The organism is uncultured Lentibacter sp., assembly GCF_937123735.1.
GTDB lineage: Bacteria > Pseudomonadota > Alphaproteobacteria > Rhodobacterales > Rhodobacteraceae > Lentibacter.
Genome location: NZ_CAKZKL010000032.1, coordinates 114742 through 130310 on the forward strand (window position 1 = coordinate 114742; position 15569 = coordinate 130310).

At 62.4% G+C, this 15569-nt stretch carries 18 protein-coding genes and 1 tRNA gene; 11 read left to right on the top strand and 8 right to left on the bottom strand.

Annotated elements, in window-relative coordinates; genetic code table 11:
* Positions 1–11 precede the first annotated feature (11 nt).
* Positions 12–284, bottom strand: coding sequence for an accessory factor UbiK family protein (locus tag Q0478_RS10540; RefSeq protein ID WP_298679036.1), 273 nt, complete (start codon positions 282–284; stop codon positions 12–14).
* Positions 285–385: 101 nt separating this feature from the next.
* Between Q0478_RS10540 and lgt the strand changes: the two genes are divergently transcribed.
* The 4 genes from lgt to Q0478_RS10560 all read left to right on the top strand — a co-directional run bounded on the left by lgt (position 386) and on the right by Q0478_RS10560 (position 3380).
* A complete protein-coding gene (gene lgt, locus Q0478_RS10545) occupies positions 386–1291 on the top strand; it encodes a prolipoprotein diacylglyceryl transferase (protein ID WP_298679038.1) in 906 nt (301 codons plus the stop codon).
* Entirely contained in the window at positions 1288–2355 is a 1068-nt protein-coding gene (locus Q0478_RS10550; RefSeq protein WP_298679039.1) for an SAM-dependent methyltransferase, read from the top strand. The genes lgt and Q0478_RS10550 overlap by 4 nt, the downstream gene beginning before the upstream one ends.
* Entirely contained in the window at positions 2345–3103 is a 759-nt protein-coding gene (gene pgeF, locus Q0478_RS10555) for a peptidoglycan editing factor PgeF (RefSeq protein WP_298679041.1), read from the top strand. The genes Q0478_RS10550 and pgeF overlap by 11 nt, the downstream gene beginning before the upstream one ends.
* A 133-nt stretch (positions 3104–3236) precedes the next feature.
* The gene (locus tag Q0478_RS10560) at positions 3237–3380 is read left to right on the top strand and encodes a hypothetical protein (protein ID WP_298679043.1); all 144 of its coding nucleotides are present in this window, start codon (positions 3237–3239) and stop codon (positions 3378–3380) included.
* Here Q0478_RS10560 and Q0478_RS10565 read toward each other — a convergent pair.
* From Q0478_RS10565 to Q0478_RS10595, 7 genes are read right to left on the bottom strand one after another with little or no spacing between them, the layout of a single operon-like run.
* Positions 3377–4312: an AEC family transporter gene (locus Q0478_RS10565; protein WP_298679045.1), complete on the bottom strand. Its 936-nt coding sequence runs from the start codon at positions 4310–4312 to the stop codon at positions 3377–3379. The genes Q0478_RS10560 and Q0478_RS10565 overlap by 4 nt on opposite strands.
* Position 4313: 1 nt before the next feature.
* Complete coding sequence (locus Q0478_RS10570; protein ID WP_298679047.1) at positions 4314–5114, bottom strand: MBL fold metallo-hydrolase; 801 nt, start codon at positions 5112–5114, stop codon at positions 4314–4316.
* Positions 5111–5905 carry a TatD family hydrolase gene (locus tag Q0478_RS10575; protein WP_298679049.1) on the bottom strand — a complete coding sequence of 265 codons (795 nt, stop codon included), beginning with the start codon at positions 5903–5905 and terminating at the stop codon, positions 5111–5113. The genes Q0478_RS10570 and Q0478_RS10575 overlap by 4 nt, the downstream gene beginning before the upstream one ends.
* A complete protein-coding gene (locus Q0478_RS10580; protein ID WP_298679051.1) occupies positions 5902–7041 on the bottom strand; it encodes a DNA polymerase III subunit delta' in 1140 nt (379 codons plus the stop codon). Before Q0478_RS10580 ends, Q0478_RS10575 begins: the two co-directional genes overlap by 4 nt.
* Positions 7041–7667 carry a dTMP kinase gene (tmk, locus tag Q0478_RS10585; protein ID WP_298679053.1) on the bottom strand — a complete coding sequence of 209 codons (627 nt, stop codon included), beginning with the start codon at positions 7665–7667 and terminating at the stop codon, positions 7041–7043. The genes Q0478_RS10580 and tmk overlap by 1 nt, the downstream gene beginning before the upstream one ends.
* Positions 7664–8833, bottom strand: coding sequence for a D-alanyl-D-alanine carboxypeptidase family protein (locus Q0478_RS10590; RefSeq protein ID WP_298679055.1), 1170 nt, complete (start codon positions 8831–8833; stop codon positions 7664–7666). The genes tmk and Q0478_RS10590 overlap by 4 nt, the downstream gene beginning before the upstream one ends.
* A 30-nt stretch (positions 8834–8863) precedes the next feature.
* Positions 8864–9718: an SPOR domain-containing protein gene (locus Q0478_RS10595; RefSeq protein WP_298679057.1), complete on the bottom strand. Its 855-nt coding sequence runs from the start codon at positions 9716–9718 to the stop codon at positions 8864–8866.
* 240 nt (positions 9719–9958) lie between these two features.
* Here Q0478_RS10595 and Q0478_RS10600 point away from each other — a divergent pair.
* From Q0478_RS10600 to Q0478_RS10630, 7 genes are all read left to right on the top strand, one after another.
* Positions 9959–10048: transfer RNA gene (locus tag Q0478_RS10600), tRNA-Ser, on the top strand.
* A gap of 345 nt (positions 10049–10393) precedes the next feature.
* Positions 10394–10711, top strand: a complete 318-nt coding sequence (locus tag Q0478_RS10605) for a hypothetical protein (RefSeq protein ID WP_298679059.1) — start codon at positions 10394–10396, stop codon at positions 10709–10711.
* A gap of 202 nt (positions 10712–10913) precedes the next feature.
* A complete protein-coding gene (locus Q0478_RS10610) occupies positions 10914–11897 on the top strand; it encodes a head decoration protein (RefSeq protein ID WP_298679061.1) in 984 nt (327 codons plus the stop codon).
* Positions 11898–12433: 536 nt separating this feature from the next.
* Entirely contained in the window at positions 12434–12841 is a 408-nt protein-coding gene (locus Q0478_RS10615) for a tail fiber domain-containing protein (protein ID WP_298679063.1), read from the top strand.
* The gene (locus tag Q0478_RS10620; RefSeq protein ID WP_298679065.1) at positions 12828–13067 is read left to right on the top strand and encodes a hypothetical protein; all 240 of its coding nucleotides are present in this window, start codon (positions 12828–12830) and stop codon (positions 13065–13067) included. Before Q0478_RS10615 ends, Q0478_RS10620 begins: the two co-directional genes overlap by 14 nt.
* Before the next feature lie 108 nt (positions 13068–13175).
* Positions 13176–13715 carry a hypothetical protein gene (locus tag Q0478_RS10625; protein ID WP_298679067.1) on the top strand — a complete coding sequence of 180 codons (540 nt, stop codon included), beginning with the start codon at positions 13176–13178 and terminating at the stop codon, positions 13713–13715.
* Between the two features lie 11 nt (positions 13716–13726).
* Complete coding sequence (locus Q0478_RS10630; RefSeq protein ID WP_298679069.1) at positions 13727–15181, top strand: AMP-binding protein; 1455 nt, start codon at positions 13727–13729, stop codon at positions 15179–15181.
* Positions 15182–15569: the final 388 nt, after the last annotated feature.

Below are 15569 nucleotides of genomic sequence, written 5' to 3' on the forward strand. Positions count from 1 at the left end.
TCAGGCAAGCCTTACTTTTTCTTGGCGGTTGTCTTGGCGGCCTTTGCAGGGGTCTCAAGCGCATCAAGCCGCGCTTTCAGCGCTTCGTTCTCTTCGCGCGCCTTCTGTGCCATGGCGCGCACCGCGTCAAACTCCTCTCGGGTGACAAAATCACGGTCCGCCAACCAACGGTCCATCATCGACTTCATCGCCGTCTCGGCTTCGGTCTTTGCGCCCTGGGCCACGCCCATCGCATTTGTCATCAGTTGCGAAATGTCATCCAGCACTTTGTTGCGTGTTTGCATGGGGTTTTGCTCCTCGGCGTGTTGCTTGCCTCCTATATGGGGCAGTCCGCACGCATTCTCAATGCTTGACCATCCCCGCAAGGCAGGCAACAACGTGTCTTATGTTGGCACAACTCCCCTTTCCCGAGATCTCACCCGAGATCTTCACGCTCCCGCTCTTTGGCATGGAGTTTTCCCTGCGCTGGTATGCTCTGGCCTATATCGTCGGGATCATCCTTGCATGGCGGGTCAGTATCCGCGCCATAAGCCGCCCCGCGCTCTGGAACGGCACAGCGCCGCTCACCAAGCCGCAGCTTGAAGACCTGCTCACATGGATCATCCTCGGAATCATCCTCGGCGGCCGCCTCGGCTTTGTGCTGTTTTACGAGCCGGCCCATTACCTCGCCAACCCGTCGCAAATCCTCAAACTCTGGCAAGGCGGCATGGCCTTTCACGGCGGCTTCCTCGGCGTGGTCATCGCTTCCTGGATCTGGTGCGCGCGCAATGGCGTGAGCAAGATCGCCGCCGCCGACACAATCGCCCTCGGCGTGCCATGGGGCCTCATGCTGGGCCGCCTGGCCAATTTCATCAACGCCGAGCTCTGGGGCAGGCCCACAGATGTGCCCTGGGCAATGACATTCCCCAGCATGTGCCGCAACACTGCGCTGCAAGGCTGCGAAACGGTGGGCGATTGGTTTTACACGGGCGCCGAAGTGGCGCGCCACCCCTCCCAGCTCTACCAAGCCGCCCTTGAAGGGGCCACGCTGGGGCTTGTGCTGCTCTACCTCGCCTTCGCGCGCGGCGCGCTCAAGACACGCGGGCTCATAACAGGCGTCTTCGTGGCGGGCTACGGCCTCGCGCGCTTTGTGGTCGAGCAGTTCCGCCAGCCCGATGCGCAGTTCATCACAACAGAAAACCCGCTTGGCCATGTGCTCATGGGCCTCACCATGGGCCAAATCCTGTCGCTGCCCATGGTGCTCGCAGGGCTTGCCATCATCCTCTGGGCGCGCCGCCAGCCGGCTCCATGACGGCCCTCACAAACCATATCACGTCCCTCATCCGCGCCAGCGGCCCGCTCACGCTGGCCGAGTTCATGGCGCTGTGCCTCCAGCACCCGGAGCACGGCTATTACACCACCCGCGATCCCCTGGGCGCAGCGGGGGATTTCACCACAGCCCCCGAAATTTCCCAGATGTTCGGCGAGCTGCTTGGCCTCTGCCTTGCGCAAAGCTGGCTTGATGCAGGCGCACCGGCCCCCTTTACACTGGCCGAGCTTGGCCCCGGCCGTGGCACGCTCATGGCTGATATCCTGCGCGCCACCCGCGCCGTGCCGGGCTTTCACGCCGCCGCCGAACTGTTGCTCATCGAGACGTCTCCCGCCCTGCGCGCCCGCCAAGCCGAGGCGCTCACAGGCCACAGCCCGACATGGGCCAACAGCTTCGCGCCCAAGGCCCAGCCGCTCTTTCTGGTTGCCAACGAGTTCTTTGATGCCCTGCCCATCCGCCAGTTCATCCGCGATACGGGCGGCTGGCGCGAGCGGGTCGTCGGCCTCAGCGAGGGCGCGCTTGCCTTCGGCCTCACAGAAGCCGCCCCGCTCGCCGCGCTGGAGCATCGCCTGAGCGACACAGCCGAAGGCGATATCGTCACACTTTCAGGCCATGCCGAGGCCGTGGCCAGCGAAATCGGCGCGCATATCGCCACGCACGGCGGCACAGCGCTGATCATCGACTATGGCGACTGGCAGCCAACAGGCGACAGCTTCCAAGCCGTCAAGGCACATGAAAAGGTCAGCCCGCTGGAAAGCCCCGGCGAAGCCGATCTCACCGCACATGTCGATTTTGCCGCCCTCGCCCGCGCCGCCGCCCCCGCTGCGCACAGCGCGCTCACGCCCCAAGGCGTCTTTCTGGAGCGCCTCGGCATCACCGCCCGCGCTGAGACCCTTGCGCAAAACCTCAGAGATGGAGCGCTTCAAAACCACATCGCAGCACATCGCCGCTTGACGCACCCCGAAGAAATGGGGAGCCTCTTCAAAGTCATGGCACTCATGCCCCAAGGCACGCACGCCCCAGCAGGACTTGACGATGACGCTTGAGATCATAACCGATGCACAGCTCGCGCCCCTCGCCCACGGGTTCTTCACCCGCAAGGGCGGCGCGTCTTCGGGCGTTTTTGCAGGGCTCAACTGCGGGCAGGGAAGCTCCGATCAAAGCGAAATCGTCGCGCTCAACCGCGCCCGCGTGGCCGAAGCCCTCGCGCTGACACCCGAAACGCTGGTCTCCGTCCATCAGGTCCACTCCCCCGATGTGGTTCACGTCACGGCGCCGCAGGCCGATAAGCCCCGCGCCGATGCCATGGTCACCGCCACACCCGGCCTCGGCCTCGCCATCCTGACAGCCGATTGCCAGCCGGTGCTCTTTGCCGATACCTCCGCCGGTGTCATCGGCGCGGCCCATGCGGGCTGGAAAGGGGCCGAAGCGGGCGTGCTGGAGGCCACGGTTGACGCGATGGAAGCCCTCGGCGCGCGCGCTGAAAACATCTCCGCCGTGATCGGCCCCTGCATCTCGCAACGCGCCTATGAAGTCGGGCAAGAGTTCTTTGAGCGCTTCATGGATGAAGACCCGGAAGCCGCGCGCTTCTTTACCAACGGCCAAGCCGCAGACAAATACCTGTTTGATCTGCCGTCTTTCGGCCTGTCGCGCCTGCGCGCGCGCGGCGTCGGCCAAACCTCATGGACAGGCCATTGCACCTACGCCGACGAGGCCCGCTTTTACAGCTACCGCCGCACCACCCACCGCGCGGAAAAGGACTACGGACGCCTCGTCTCCGTCATCCGCCTCTAGCGCCGGGCCACGCAACGCGACAAATTTCATAAAAATTGTCGCTAATTTGCCCAACCAAGGCCCCAATCAACCGCTTTAGTCACTCCTGCGAAACAATAAAGCGCAGCTTTTTGCGCAGATGAGGATGAGACCCATGCAAGACCTTCCCAAGCGCAGGCGCTGGCTTGCGGCCATGATCAAGGCCAGCCAAACCGAGGCCAGCACCATGCCCTGGCACCGCGGCGCCCGGCGCGCCCGTGCCCGCCGGCCAGACAGCCACCTGCCGACAGCAGCCTAGGGCAACCCGCCCAGCCACAGCCAGATTGACAGAACCGACAGGCTCGTCGCGACCAGAACAGAGGTCGCGGCGATTTTTTGTGCCTTCCCGTACATGGAGGCAAAAATATAGGTGTTCACACCGGGGGCCATCGCGGCCGTCAGCACCGCCGAGCGATACTGCCCCACATCCAGCTGCATCACCTTTCCCATGTTCCACACCACAAGCGGGTGCAAGACCAGCGACACCGCACAGACAGTGGCCACGATCTTGGCATCTCCACGGATCTTGTAGCGCACCAGCACCCCCCCAAGGCCAAACAGCGCCAAGGGCAGCGCCGTGCGCACAATCATATCCAGCGCATCGCGCCCCACCTGTGGCAGCGCCAGCCCGCTCAGGTTTACAGCAAAGCCGAGCAAAATGCCCAATACCAGCGCATTGGAAAACATCGCCCGCCCAACGGTTTTAGGCAGCGTGCGCGCGGGCTGGCCCGTGGCATGGGCGCGGGCAATTTCCATCGCGGTGATCCCGAGGCCATAGCAAAACGGCGAATGCACCGCGACAATCGCATAATTCGCCGCCAGCGCCGCCGTGCCATAGGCCCGCTCCGTAATCGCCAGCCCCATCATCACCGAATTGGCAAACAAACAGCAAAAGCCGATGGCCACGCTGTCTTCCCAATCGCGCCTGAACAGATAGCGCGCTGCGAGCAGCCCCACAAAAAAGCAGGTGGCAGAGCCGGTGTAAAAGCTGAGCAGCAAGGCCGGGTCAAAGCTCTGGCCCAGGTCCAGCCCCGCAATCGCCTTAAAAAGCAAAGCAGGGATCGCGAAGTTCTGGGTATATTTCATCACCGCATCAATGATCTGGTCACTGAACAGCGCAAAGCGCACCGTGGCGTAGCCCGCGCCAACCACCAGAAACACGGGCAGGATCACATCCAGCAGCGCCTGCATGTCAAGCGTCCAGCTCGATCACCATCCCGTCAAAAGCCGGGGTGATATGCGCAGGCGTCTCTGCCTCCACGGCGGCATAGTCCAGATCAATATGCATGTTCGTCAGCACCGCCCGCTTCGGCGCGGCCTGCTCGATCCACGCCAGCGCCTTGGCCAGGTGGGCATGGGTCGGGTGCGGCGTGCGCCGCAGCGCGTCCAACACCCAAACATCGAGCCCCTCCACAGCCAGCCACGCCTCTTCCGACATTTCGGCCACATCCGGCAAATAGGCCAAGCCCCCCATGCGAAAGCCCAAAGCCTCGATCGAGCCGTGATTGACCTCAAAGGGCAAAAGGCTGATCGTGCCGCCCTTGCCCGCAATCTCAAAGCGCCCGTCGATTGTGTTCATGTCCAAAATGGGTGGATAGGGGCTGTCCTTGGGCTGCACAAAAGCATAGCCGAACCGCGCATAAAGGTCGCGCTGCGTGTCGCCATCCGCCCAAACCTGCAAACGCGCACGCTGGTTGAACACAATCATGCGCAAGTCATCCAGACCATGCACATGATCAGCGTGGCTGTGCGTGTAAACCACCGCGTCCAGCGCGCCCACACCCGCATCCAGAAGCTGCGCGCGCATATCTGGCGAGGTGTCAATCAACACCCGCGTGATGCCCGCAGCCCCCACCCGCTCTACAAGCATAGAGCAGCGGCGGCGCGTGTTCTTGGGGTTCTTCGGGTCACACTCTCCCCAATGCCCGCCAAGCCGCGGCACACCCCCCGAAGAGCCGCAGCCCAGAATGGTAAAGCGCAGCCTGTCGCTCATGCCAACACCGCCTTGGTAAAGAGCCGCTCGAAGTTCGCCTCGCATTGCAAGGCAAAGTCTTCGTAAGACAGCCCAAAGACCTCCGCCGCAACCTTGGCGGTGTGCACCACATAGGAAGGCTCGTTCTGCTTGCCGCGAAAGGGCGGTGGCGCAAGATAGGGCGCATCGGTTTCAACCAGAACGCGCTCCACAGGGGCGCTGGCAAAAATATCGCGGATTTCCTGACTTTTCGGAAAAGTCCCGATCCCCGACATCGAAAGATAAAACCCAAGCTTAAGCGCCGCCTCGGCCAGTTCACGGCTGGAGGAGAAACAATGCATCACACAGTCAAAGGCGGCGTTTCTGTGCTCTTCGGCCAGAATGCGCGCCATATCCTCGTCCGCCGCGCGGGCATGGATGATGAGCGGCAAACCCGCTTCCGCTGCCGCCGCACAATGAATGCGCAGGCTCTCTTGCTGAATATCGCGGCTCTCGGCGGTGTAATGATAATCAAGCCCGGTCTCGCCAATCCCCACCATCTTGGGGTGCTGCGCAATGCGGCAGAGCGCGTCAACGCTGGTCAAAGGCTCTTCCGCCGCACTCATGGGGTGCGTGCCCGCCGCGTAAAACACCGGCGCAAATTCTTCGGCAATCGCGCGCACGCTTGGCTCGTTTTTCAGCCGTGTGCAGATCGTCACCATCCGGTGCACACCCGCCTTGACAGCGCGCTCAACATAGGCCGCGCGGTCTGCGTCAAAATCGGGGAAATCAAGGTGGCAGTGGCTGTCGGTTATCTTGGGGTCAGGTGTCATCTTGCGTTTTGCTCTGCCACGGATCGTTGAATACGCAAGAACGTATCAAGGATCAGCGCGGCAGGGTCAAGGTTCACCGCCCGCCCGTGGCGCGCCCGCGCCAACAGCGTCTCCGAAAGCAGCGCCCAGCTCTGCGCCACGCGCGCATCGGGCGACAGGCGGGCAAAAAGCTCAGGCTCGGCAGGGTGCGCCAACTCCGCCGCCGCGCCCAGCGCGCCCGCCCGCGCAAGGCGAAACAGCAGCGTCTCCAAAAGCACGAGCAGCAAATCAAGCTTCTGCTCGCTGCCCCGCGCCGCAAAGGCTTCCGAAAGGCGCATCACCCGTGCGCGGTCAAGCTTGGGCAGGCTCTCAAAAATCGCGATCAACTCGCCATAGAGCACCAGCCCCTCCAGCGCGTGCATCCGCGCCGCCGCGCCCACAGAGCCGCCCGAAAGCGTGCTCAGCGCCAGCGCTGCCGCCGCGTCCAGATCGGCCTCAACCCCCGCTTCTTGCAAAGCTGCGGCCATATCCTCAGGCAAAAGCGTTGCGAGCCGCAGCTCGCGGCAACGCGAGCGGATCGTCGGCAAGAGCCCCGCAGGCTGATGGGCAATCAGCAGAAAAGTTGTCAGCTTGGGCGGCTCTTCGAGCATCTTCAAAAGCGCATTGGCCGCCTGCGTGTTCATCTCGTCGGCGGCGTCCAGAATGACCACACGCCGCCCGCCCTCGGCGGCGGACATCGACAAAAACCGCCCCAGCGCGCGCACATCATCCACAGCGATCACATCCCGCATACGCTTTGTGTCGGGGTTCACGCTCCGGGTGATCTTGAAGAGCCGAGACTCGCTCCCCGCCAGCATCCGCTTCACCACAGGGTGCTCGGGCGCAACCGCAAGGCTCTCCGGCGCAAGTGCTGCGCCAAACATCCCCGCGCCAGCGCTCTCGTCCTGCGTGAGCAAAAACCGCGCAATCCGCCAGGCCAGCGTGGCCTTGCCCACACCCTTGGGGCCCGTCAAGAGCCAGGCGTGGTGCAACCGCCCCGCGTTGTAAGCCTGCAAAAACCGCGCTTCTGCCGCGCTCTGCCCGTACAGCGCGCGCGTGTCGCGCGGGTGGGGCGTGCCGTCCAGACGGTCCGGCTCAATCAGCGCCGCCTCCGCCATCAGAGCGCCGCCTTCACAGCCGCCAGAACATCGCTGGCCACCGCCTCCACAGCGCGCCCCGCGTCAATCACCGCAAAGCGCTCGGGCGCCTGCGCGGCCAGCTCCAGAAAGCCTGCGCGCATCCTGATCTGCATCTCAAGACCCATATCTTCAAAGCGCTCCTCCACCGTCTGGCGCGCCTTTGCACGGGCAAGCCCCAGCTTCGGGTCCATATCAAACAGGAGCGTCAAATCGGCCTCCCGGCCGATCATCATCCTGTGCAGATCATCAATCACCCCGCGTAGATCGCCCCGGGTCAGCCCCTGGTAAACGCGGGTCGAATCCACAAAGCGATCACAGATCACAATCTGCCCCGCCGCCAGCGCCGGCTCGATGGTGCGCTCCAGATGGTCGCGCCGCGCCGCAGTGAAAAGCAAAATCTCGGTTTCCGCCGACCAGCGCTCCGGATCGCCCTCCAGCACAAGACGGCGGATTTCTTCCGCTCCGACAGAGCCGCCCGGCTCGCGGGTGAGCACAACAGAGCGGCCCTCCGCCTCCAGCGCCTCTTTCATGCGCTGCGCCTGGGTCGATTTCCCCGACCCGTCCACACCTTCCAGCGTGATAAACCTTGCGCCTGTTGCCGTCAAAACGCGCCCTCGGCTCCGGCCAGAAGCTGGCGTATCACCCGCTGGGAGGCCGTCTTCAGGCGCACCATAACCCCGCCCAATTCAACGGTCTTATCCGCCAGAAGCGGCACCTCGACAGGCTCAAGCCCCTCGGGCCGCAAGATCAGCTTGCCCACCCTGTCACCCTGCATCACCGGGGCGCGCAGCGGACCGTCATAGACAACCTCCGCCTGCACAGTCGCGCCCCCCCCCGCCGGCACCAGCGTCACGACCGGCGCCGCCGCGCGCAAGGGCACCTCTGCCGCCGTGCCCATCCAGACAGCGGCCTGCGCCACGATCTCATCCTGCTTCAAAAGCTCCGCCTGCCGGAAATGCCGAAACGCCCAGTTGGTGATCGCCTCGGCCTCCCGGGCCCGCGCCTGCTCGGTTTGCAGCCCGGAAATCACGAAAATAATCCGCCGCTCGCCCTGCTTCACAGAGCCGACAAGCCCGTAGCCCGCTTCCTGCGTGTGGCCTGTCTTCAACCCGTCCGCGCCGATCCCAAGCCCCAAGAGCGGGTTGCGGTTGGTGCGGTTCTGGGCTTCGGTCTCGTCAAACAGAAACTCTTTTTCCGCAAACATCTCGTAAAATTCGGGGAAATCCTCAATGATCCGCGCAGCCAGAATGGCCAGATCCCGCATCGACATCCGGTGGCGCGGATCCGGCCAGCCGCTGGCGTTGGCAAAGGTCGCATGGCGCATACCCATCTCGCGGGCCCGCTCTGTCATGAAGCGCGAAAACCCGGCCTCGGTGCCATCCGGGCTCAGGGTTTCGGCAATCACGGCGCAGGCATCATTGCCCGACAACACAATGATCCCGCGCAACAGATCTTCCACGCGCACCCGCTCGCCCGCCTGCAAAAACAATGTCGAGCCGCCATAGCTCATCGCATGGTCCGACACCCGCAGCCGCTCGTCCAGCTTGAGCCGCCCATCGCGCACCGCCTCAAAGGCCACATAAAGTGTCATCAGCTTGCTCATCGAGGCCGGCGGCAACGGCACATCGGCCTCCTTGGCCAAAAGCACGGTGCCGGTCGTGTGATCTATCACAAAAGCCGAGCTCGCCTGCGTTTCAAAGGCCGCAAGCGGGCGTGGCAGCCCCCAAAGGGCCACAACACATGACAGCGCCAAAATGATCCTGAACGTCATAAGCGCTCTCCCTGTTTGCCCCTGCCTGCCCTAGTTCTTCACAGCGTAAGCATCGGTAAAGCCCTGAGACTTCACCTTTTTCAACAACTGCGTCAAATCAGATTTGCCCTGCGCCGGGCCCACGATCACCCGCCAGAATGTCTTGCCGTTCAGACCCAACTCTTTCACCGTCGGAATCATCCCCGCCGTGCGCATCGCCGTGGCCGTGTTGAGCGCATTTTGCTCCACACTGAAAATCCCGATCTGCACATAGGGCTTGGCCAGCGAAGAGCTGCCCACCCGCGCGGGCTGCGGTGCCTGGGCCTGCGCTTCAACCGCCTCGATGGCGTCAATCGCCGCGCTCGCGCTCTCGATCGGATCAAGCGTGCTCTCTTGCACAAACTCGGGCGCACTCAGCCCCTCGGCCTCTGTGACCTCCTCTTGCACGGCCACCTCCTCGCGGCGCAGCGCCGTCACCGTCAGCTCTTTGGGCGCACCGGCCAACATCCCCAACGCCTCTGCGGCATCCGAGGACACCTGCAAGCGCGGCCCGGGGTTGTCGCGCTCGCGTCTGAACAGCGCCCCGACAACAAACTTGCCGTTTTCCGGGTTGCGCACAATCACCCGCTCAGGCTCGGTCACATCCGGATGCGCCACCCAAATCCCGCCAAGCGAGGGGCGACCATCCCAAAGCCCGGCCTCGCTGGCCTGAAAAACATCGGGCGCCTCAACATCGCGCTCAACCGTGCGCTGGCTGCTCACCTCTGCGCTGTCCTGCGCCGGTTTGGGCGCAAACAGCGCCAGCTGCTGGCCCTCTTCACACCCCGCCAAAGCGAGAAACCCGCCCAAAAGAAGGCCAAAACGCCCGGTTGCAAGGATTTTTCTGTCACTGATCAGGTTTTGCATTATGCTCTCTGCCAAACTATCGCGCCGCATTGCCACATGCCTGCACGCACCACATTTCACGCTTTTTCACACGCTTTGAAACGAGTTTAGCGTTTTGCGCCCTCCATGAAAAGTCTGGCCTTCAAAATCGGCATATTTTCGTCATCACAGCCCGCGCCGTGTGGAAAAAACAAAATTCTGTCGCCCGAGCGCGTTTTTGAGGTTTTCACCGCCGCCATCACAGGCTAAGGAAGCCGCGTCGGAGGAGTGGCAGAGTGGTTGAATGCACCGGTCTTGAAAACCGACGAGGGTTAACGCCCTCCGTGGGTTCGAATCCCACCTCCTCCGCCACCTACACTTGCCGAAACCTAAGATGGGCCCTCGCGGGGCCCTTTTTTCTTTTGGTTTCAAAGGGGTTTAGTCATGGTGACCGCCCTTCAGAGACTGCCAAAGCGGTCAAAATCGGTCTCTGAACCGCATTTGTCTCTAATCGACCGCCCTAGGCCTCCAGAAGGACGCTTTCAAAATAGTGTTTAATTACAGACGCTTGGCGATTTTGGGCGAGCGCCCTTTTCGAAAGTGTAACCGATAGCAAAATACGTTTCGAATCCGAGGGACGGGCGTAGGACGGTCGGAAGTTTGAATTCAGAGCGGGGTAAGATATGCCAATCACAAATCCCCATCCCGAGCGTCGGAATGTGTACTTATGCTTGGCGGCTGCAGATTGAGGCAGAGGCACCGGTCTTTGTCGAAGGCGCAAGCTATGCTGGCCATCTCCGTCTTAAACCCAGTGATCCGACGCTGCTTGCAGAACTCTCAAGCGCTGATGGCGGGATAGAGCACATCACCGACACGGTGTTGGAACTGTCTTTGACGCCCTCCCAAACCGCAGGGCTCACGCCCGGCCGTGTGGTGCTGGATTTGGTGCGCACCGATCTCGAGCCAGACCTGCACTTGGGCTTTCTCATTGAGATCCCCGTGATGCTGCCGGTGACGCGAGGGCTCAGCCCATGAGTGCAGCGGTCCCGCAAACAGGTCCCATCACTATCTCTGCGCCCATCAAGGTGCGCGTCGTCACTGGGCCCTTCCGCATTCGCCTTGGTGGCCAACCTGGACCGCAAGGGGCGACCGGCCCACAAGGCGACAAGGGCGATCAAGGTGATCCAGGCATCACGATCCTGCCCACCGACGCGCCCATCAATGGAGGATTTTTCTGATGGCCAATACCATCCAACTCAAACGCCGGGTCTCTGGCGTCGCAGGCGCGCCCGCAGCCCTCAAGTCCGGCGAACTGGCGCATAACGAAGTCGACAACACGGTCTATGTCGGCAAGGGCGACGACGGGGCCGGCAATGCGACCTCCATTGTCCCTGTGGCGGGGTCTGGTGGCTTTCTGGCGCTAGTCGGTACGCAAACCATCGCCGGGGCCAAGACCTTCTCGACGGTGCCAAAGTCGAGCCAAGATGCAAGCCGCGGGACTGATCTTATCCGCAAGTCTCAAGTCGATAGTCTGCTGGCCGCCAAGGCCCCCTTGGCCTCGCCAGGCTTCTCTGGTGCGCCGACAGCACCGACGCCTGTCGCAGGCACGAACTCCACGCAGATTGCAACGACAGCCTTCGTCAATGAGGCCATTGCCGGTTTTGGCGCCGGAGACATGGCAAAATCCACCTATGACACGGACAATGATGGCAAGGTGGATGCGGCAGAAGTTGCGGATGCCGCTCCCTGGGCCGGGATCACCGGCAAGCCCACGAGCTTTACGCCCTCCAGCCACAGCCACTCGATCGCACAGGTCACCGGGCTCCAGACGGTGCTGGATGCCAAGGCGCCGCTGGCCTCACCGGCACTCAGTGGGACACCGACAGCACCAACAGCGGCTGCAGGGACCAACACCACCCAATTGGCGACTACAGCCTTTGTAGCTGCCGCCATCGGTGCACTTATTGATGCCGCTCCTGGCGCCATGGACACACTGAATGAATTGGCGGCGGCTCTTGGCGATGATCCGAACTTTGCGACCACGGTCACCAATGCGCTGGCGGGCAAACTCGCCGCGGCCTCGAACCTCTCTGATCTGCCGAACAAAACGACAGCACGTTCGAACCTCGGGCTGGGGTCCATGGCCACGCAAAACGCAAATGCTGTTGCGATCACGGGTGGCGCCATCAACGGCATCACTCTCGATGGCGGGACCTTCTGATCATGGCCAATACGCTTCTTCTCAAGCGCACGACTGTCGCTGGTCGTGTGCCGACAGCGGCGCAGCTTGCGGCTGGGGAACTCGCCGTGAACGTGCCCGACGGCAAGCTCTATCTGAAGCGTGTCTCTGGCGCGGAAACTGTCATTGAGCTTGGACAGACAGGGCCTCAGGGCCCAACTGGCCCAGCTGGGCCCCAAGGAGCAACCGGCGCGACCGGACCAACTGGTCCGCAAGGGCCAGCCGGCCCAACTGGGGCCACGGGTCCAAAAGGGGATACTGGTGCGACCGGACCTCAGGGGGCCACAGGTCCCACTGGGGCGACCGGTGCCACGGGTCCAACGCCCGCGCATCAATGGTCGGGCACCAGCCTGCGGTTTTACTCGGGTACGTCCTGGGGCGCTTATGTGAACCTCAAGGGCGATACTGGAGCCACTGGGCCACAAGGGCCTACCGGATCAACCGGCGCCACTGGCCCACAGGGCCCAGCAGGAGCAGATGGGTCCCCGGACACGGCCGCTCAGGTTCTGGCCAAGCTGGTGACCGTGGATGGGGCTGGCTCTGGCATTGATGCCGACTTGCTTGATGGCAGTCATGCCAGTGCCTTTGCCAAACTGACAGGGGCGACCTTCACCGGCACGGTGACCGCGCCGAACTTTGTCTCCTCCTCTGATGTGCGGCTCAAAGCCGACATTGCGCCCATCGCGGATGCGCTGGCCAAAGTGCAGGCGCTGACAGGCGTCACCTATCGGATGGACGGCCAGTCCGCCCGACAGATGGGTCTGATCGCGCAGGACGTCCAGGCCGTTGCGCCGGAAGCTGTCACCGAGGTCGATGGGCTCCTGCGTCTCGCCTATGGCAATCTCGTGGGTCTCCTCGTCGAGGCGATCAAGGACCTGCATGCCGAACTCGCACACATGAAGGAGCGCCTTGATGCACGCGACTGATACCGGGCTTTATCGCCTGACCCATGATGCGCCGTTGCGGATCGGCGTATCGCTCACCGACACGCGCCTGACCCTTGTGGCGTTCCAGCGGGTCGCAACGCTCGACGGATTGGCCGTCACGGACATGGCCACATTGGCGGGGCCCATCCTCGAGGGGCCCTCAGACGCGGGCGTGCCCAAATCCTTCTTCCCGGGTTACGCGATTGAGGATCCAGGCACGCCTTGAGCGCTGCTCGCCTATCGCAGCCATGTCGCCTTTGATCTCACAGATCTCCAGGGCGCAGATGAAATCGTCGATTACAGCCGGTTCGAGATCCCCGTCGATGACGACGGCATGCTGTCGACCTGGGACAACCGGCTCATCACCTCTCGCTGGGACAAGAATGAATACGGCCGGCGGAATCGGGCCAAGCGCGGGGCAGGGATCGCCTGCTATGTCTGGATGCCGATTGCGACGGGGCATTTTGCCGACACGCGGATCATCCTGCCCTTCGCGGGGTCGTTCGGATTTGGCGGCAACGCTGATCCGGCTCTCTTGACGGAGGCCGACGCACCTAGCGATGCTCGCGGCTATTTGCGCTACTATTGGTCCGCCTCCGTTCCAGAAACCCTGACGGTTGCTCCTGACGGCTGGGTCGAGATCCCGCTCCAGCTTGTCGAAAACGCCGATGGCGCGCCGCTTGCCCATGCCACGCGCCTGAAACTCGAAGTGCTCTCGGGTTATGTCCCGCAAAGCCGCGTTCTGACCGATGCGCAGGGAAGGGCGGTGATCCGGGCTTGTGCCCTGGGGCTACGCTCCGGGGAAACGCTCTCCCTCAAGATCAACACCGACCATTACACCGCTGTGGGTCGTGTTGATGTGGCTGTGGTGTGAGGAGGCGCACCATGTTTACAGCCCTCTATCCCAGCTTCGTGCTGGTGAAGCATGATTTGCTGACAGCGGAGTTAAACCGGCGCCTTGCGGAGATCGCCATCGAGGATGCCGCGCGGCACCGCGTGGTCGATGATACCGATCCACGTAACCTAGGTACCTCGGCCAGCCCCTTTGGCCATATCCGGCATAATCTCTTGGCCGAGCATCGTGGTGATGTGGCCGTCGAGGCCTGGCTCTCTGTCGCCCGCGCCGGTGTGGCAGAATATCTGCACCGGGGCTTTGGGGCGGAGCTGCCCGAAAGCCTGACCGCGATCGCTGAACCCTTCGTCCAAGACGATGGGACTGGCGAGACGATCGGCATCTTCGCCCATACCCATCCACGTGCAGACCTCGTCGTAACCTATTACCCCGAGGTCGATTTTGGGGACGCGGGACCCCAGCGGTATCGCGAGGGGGCGCTTCGGTTCTATGACCCCGCAGGCCGGGGCCATCGGCTCTGGCCCAACCGCAACCCTGCCACCTTCACCGGCAGCTGGCTCGATGTGCGACCTCGGACGGGCACGCTCGTCGTCTTCGAGGGCCATGTGCCGCATGACTCTGCGCCCTTTGCCGGGAAACGCCGGGTCTGCCTGCCGCTGCAGGTCTCCTTGCGCTTTCCCAATGCTCAACATCCCGTCGAGATCGGAGGATCTTCCCATGGCCTACCCACCTTCTACGTTCGCCTGCTTGAAACCGATGGCCTGGCCGATGCGGCACAGGGCATGCGGCTCTTTGTATCGGGCTCCGCACCGCTACTGTCGGAAACCCATGATCGCTGGCGCGCGGTGACCGGCCACGCGATCCTCGAACGCTACGGCATGACCGAAACCAATATGAATACCTCAAACCCCTATGACGGCGACCGTCGCGCCGGCACTGTCGGGTTCCCTCTGCCAGGGGTGGAAGTCAAAGTGACCGATCCCAAAACCGGGCAAGCACTACCCACCGGCGAAGTGGGCGTCTTGGAAGTGCGGGGACCTAATGTGTTCTCCGGCTATTGGCGCATGCCCGAAAAAACGGCCGAGGAATTGCGTGAAAACGGTTTTTTCATAACCGGGGATCTCGCCCAGATCGACGCAGACGGGTACGTTTCCATTGTCGGCAGATCCAAAGACCTGATCATTACCGGGGGCTACAATGTTTATCCCAAGGAACTGGAATTGCTGATCGACGATCTGCCAGAAGTGTTGGAAAGCGCGGTGATCGGTGTGCCTCACAAAGACTTCGGCGAAGCCGTAGTCGCGGTGGTGGTTCCCAAACCGGGCAGCGCACCGACCGAACAGTGCATCCTAACTGCCATTGCACCGGCGTTGGCACGGTTCAAACAGCCCAAGCGAGTGGTGTTTCAAGACGCACTGCCGCGAAATACTATGGGAAAAGTGCAAAAGAAGGAGTTGCGCGACGCCTATCAGGCGCTTCTCTTCTGAGTTTTCGGCAGAATTTTTCTGTAAGATAAGTGGCATCGCCCCTTTCGCGCAGCCTCTCAAAGGCTGCGCTGATCCAACATTGGGCAATTGCTCTGTTGATAGCCTGTCGAGGGGAGGCGCAACCCACTCACGATTCCGGGTCCGCGCTCCATTGCTCGAAATTGTCTTAGACACATTGGATGGCATGCGGACGGAAAGCAATCATTCTGCAATTTCGCCAAGCGCTTAACCCGAGGTGCTGTCAGGGCTTTCAAGCTCGTTGTTCTGATTGGGACCCGGCAAGCGGACTTCATCAGGGCCAGCGGTCAGATGTACCGCGTAAACAGGCCGGACACATGACCGCAACCTGCGACGATCAACATTTACCCAGATTAACCCTTGCACAAAC

What these genes read in the sequence shown, in the direction of transcription:
- Q0478_RS10590 (WP_298679055.1), bottom strand. Translation starts at nt 8,833, where the DNA reads ATGACGTTCAGGATCATTTTGGCGCTGTCATGTGTTGTGGCCCTTTGG.
- Q0478_RS10560 (WP_298679043.1), top strand. Translation starts at nt 3,237, where the DNA reads ATGCAAGACCTTCCCAAGCGCAGGCGCTGGCTTGCGGCCATGATCAAG.
- Q0478_RS10565 (WP_298679045.1), bottom strand. Translation starts at nt 4,312, where the DNA reads ATGCAGGCGCTGCTGGATGTGATCCTGCCCGTGTTTCTGGTGGTTGGC.
- Q0478_RS10580 (WP_298679051.1), bottom strand. Translation starts at nt 7,041, where the DNA reads ATGGCGGAGGCGGCGCTGATTGAGCCGGACCGTCTGGACGGCACGCCC.
- Q0478_RS10610 (WP_298679061.1), top strand. Translation starts at nt 10,914, where the DNA reads ATGGCCAATACCATCCAACTCAAACGCCGGGTCTCTGGCGTCGCAGGC.
- Q0478_RS10625 (WP_298679067.1), top strand. Translation starts at nt 13,176, where the DNA reads ATGCTGTCGACCTGGGACAACCGGCTCATCACCTCTCGCTGGGACAAG.
- Q0478_RS10570 (WP_298679047.1), bottom strand. Translation starts at nt 5,114, where the DNA reads ATGAGCGACAGGCTGCGCTTTACCATTCTGGGCTGCGGCTCTTCGGGG.
- Q0478_RS10575 (WP_298679049.1), bottom strand. Translation starts at nt 5,905, where the DNA reads ATGACACCTGACCCCAAGATAACCGACAGCCACTGCCACCTTGATTTC.
- lgt (WP_298679038.1), top strand. Translation starts at nt 386, where the DNA reads ATGTTGGCACAACTCCCCTTTCCCGAGATCTCACCCGAGATCTTCACG.
- Q0478_RS10620 (WP_298679065.1), top strand. Translation starts at nt 12,828, where the DNA reads ATGCACGCGACTGATACCGGGCTTTATCGCCTGACCCATGATGCGCCG.
- pgeF (WP_298679041.1), top strand. Translation starts at nt 2,345, where the DNA reads ATGACGCTTGAGATCATAACCGATGCACAGCTCGCGCCCCTCGCCCAC.
- Q0478_RS10605 (WP_298679059.1), top strand. Translation starts at nt 10,394, where the DNA reads ATGTGTACTTATGCTTGGCGGCTGCAGATTGAGGCAGAGGCACCGGTC.
- Q0478_RS10630 (WP_298679069.1), top strand. Translation starts at nt 13,727, where the DNA reads ATGTTTACAGCCCTCTATCCCAGCTTCGTGCTGGTGAAGCATGATTTG.
- Q0478_RS10595 (WP_298679057.1), bottom strand. Translation starts at nt 9,718, where the DNA reads ATGCAAAACCTGATCAGTGACAGAAAAATCCTTGCAACCGGGCGTTTT.
- Q0478_RS10550 (WP_298679039.1), top strand. Translation starts at nt 1,288, where the DNA reads ATGACGGCCCTCACAAACCATATCACGTCCCTCATCCGCGCCAGCGGC.
- Q0478_RS10540 (WP_298679036.1), bottom strand. Translation starts at nt 284, where the DNA reads ATGCAAACACGCAACAAAGTGCTGGATGACATTTCGCAACTGATGACA.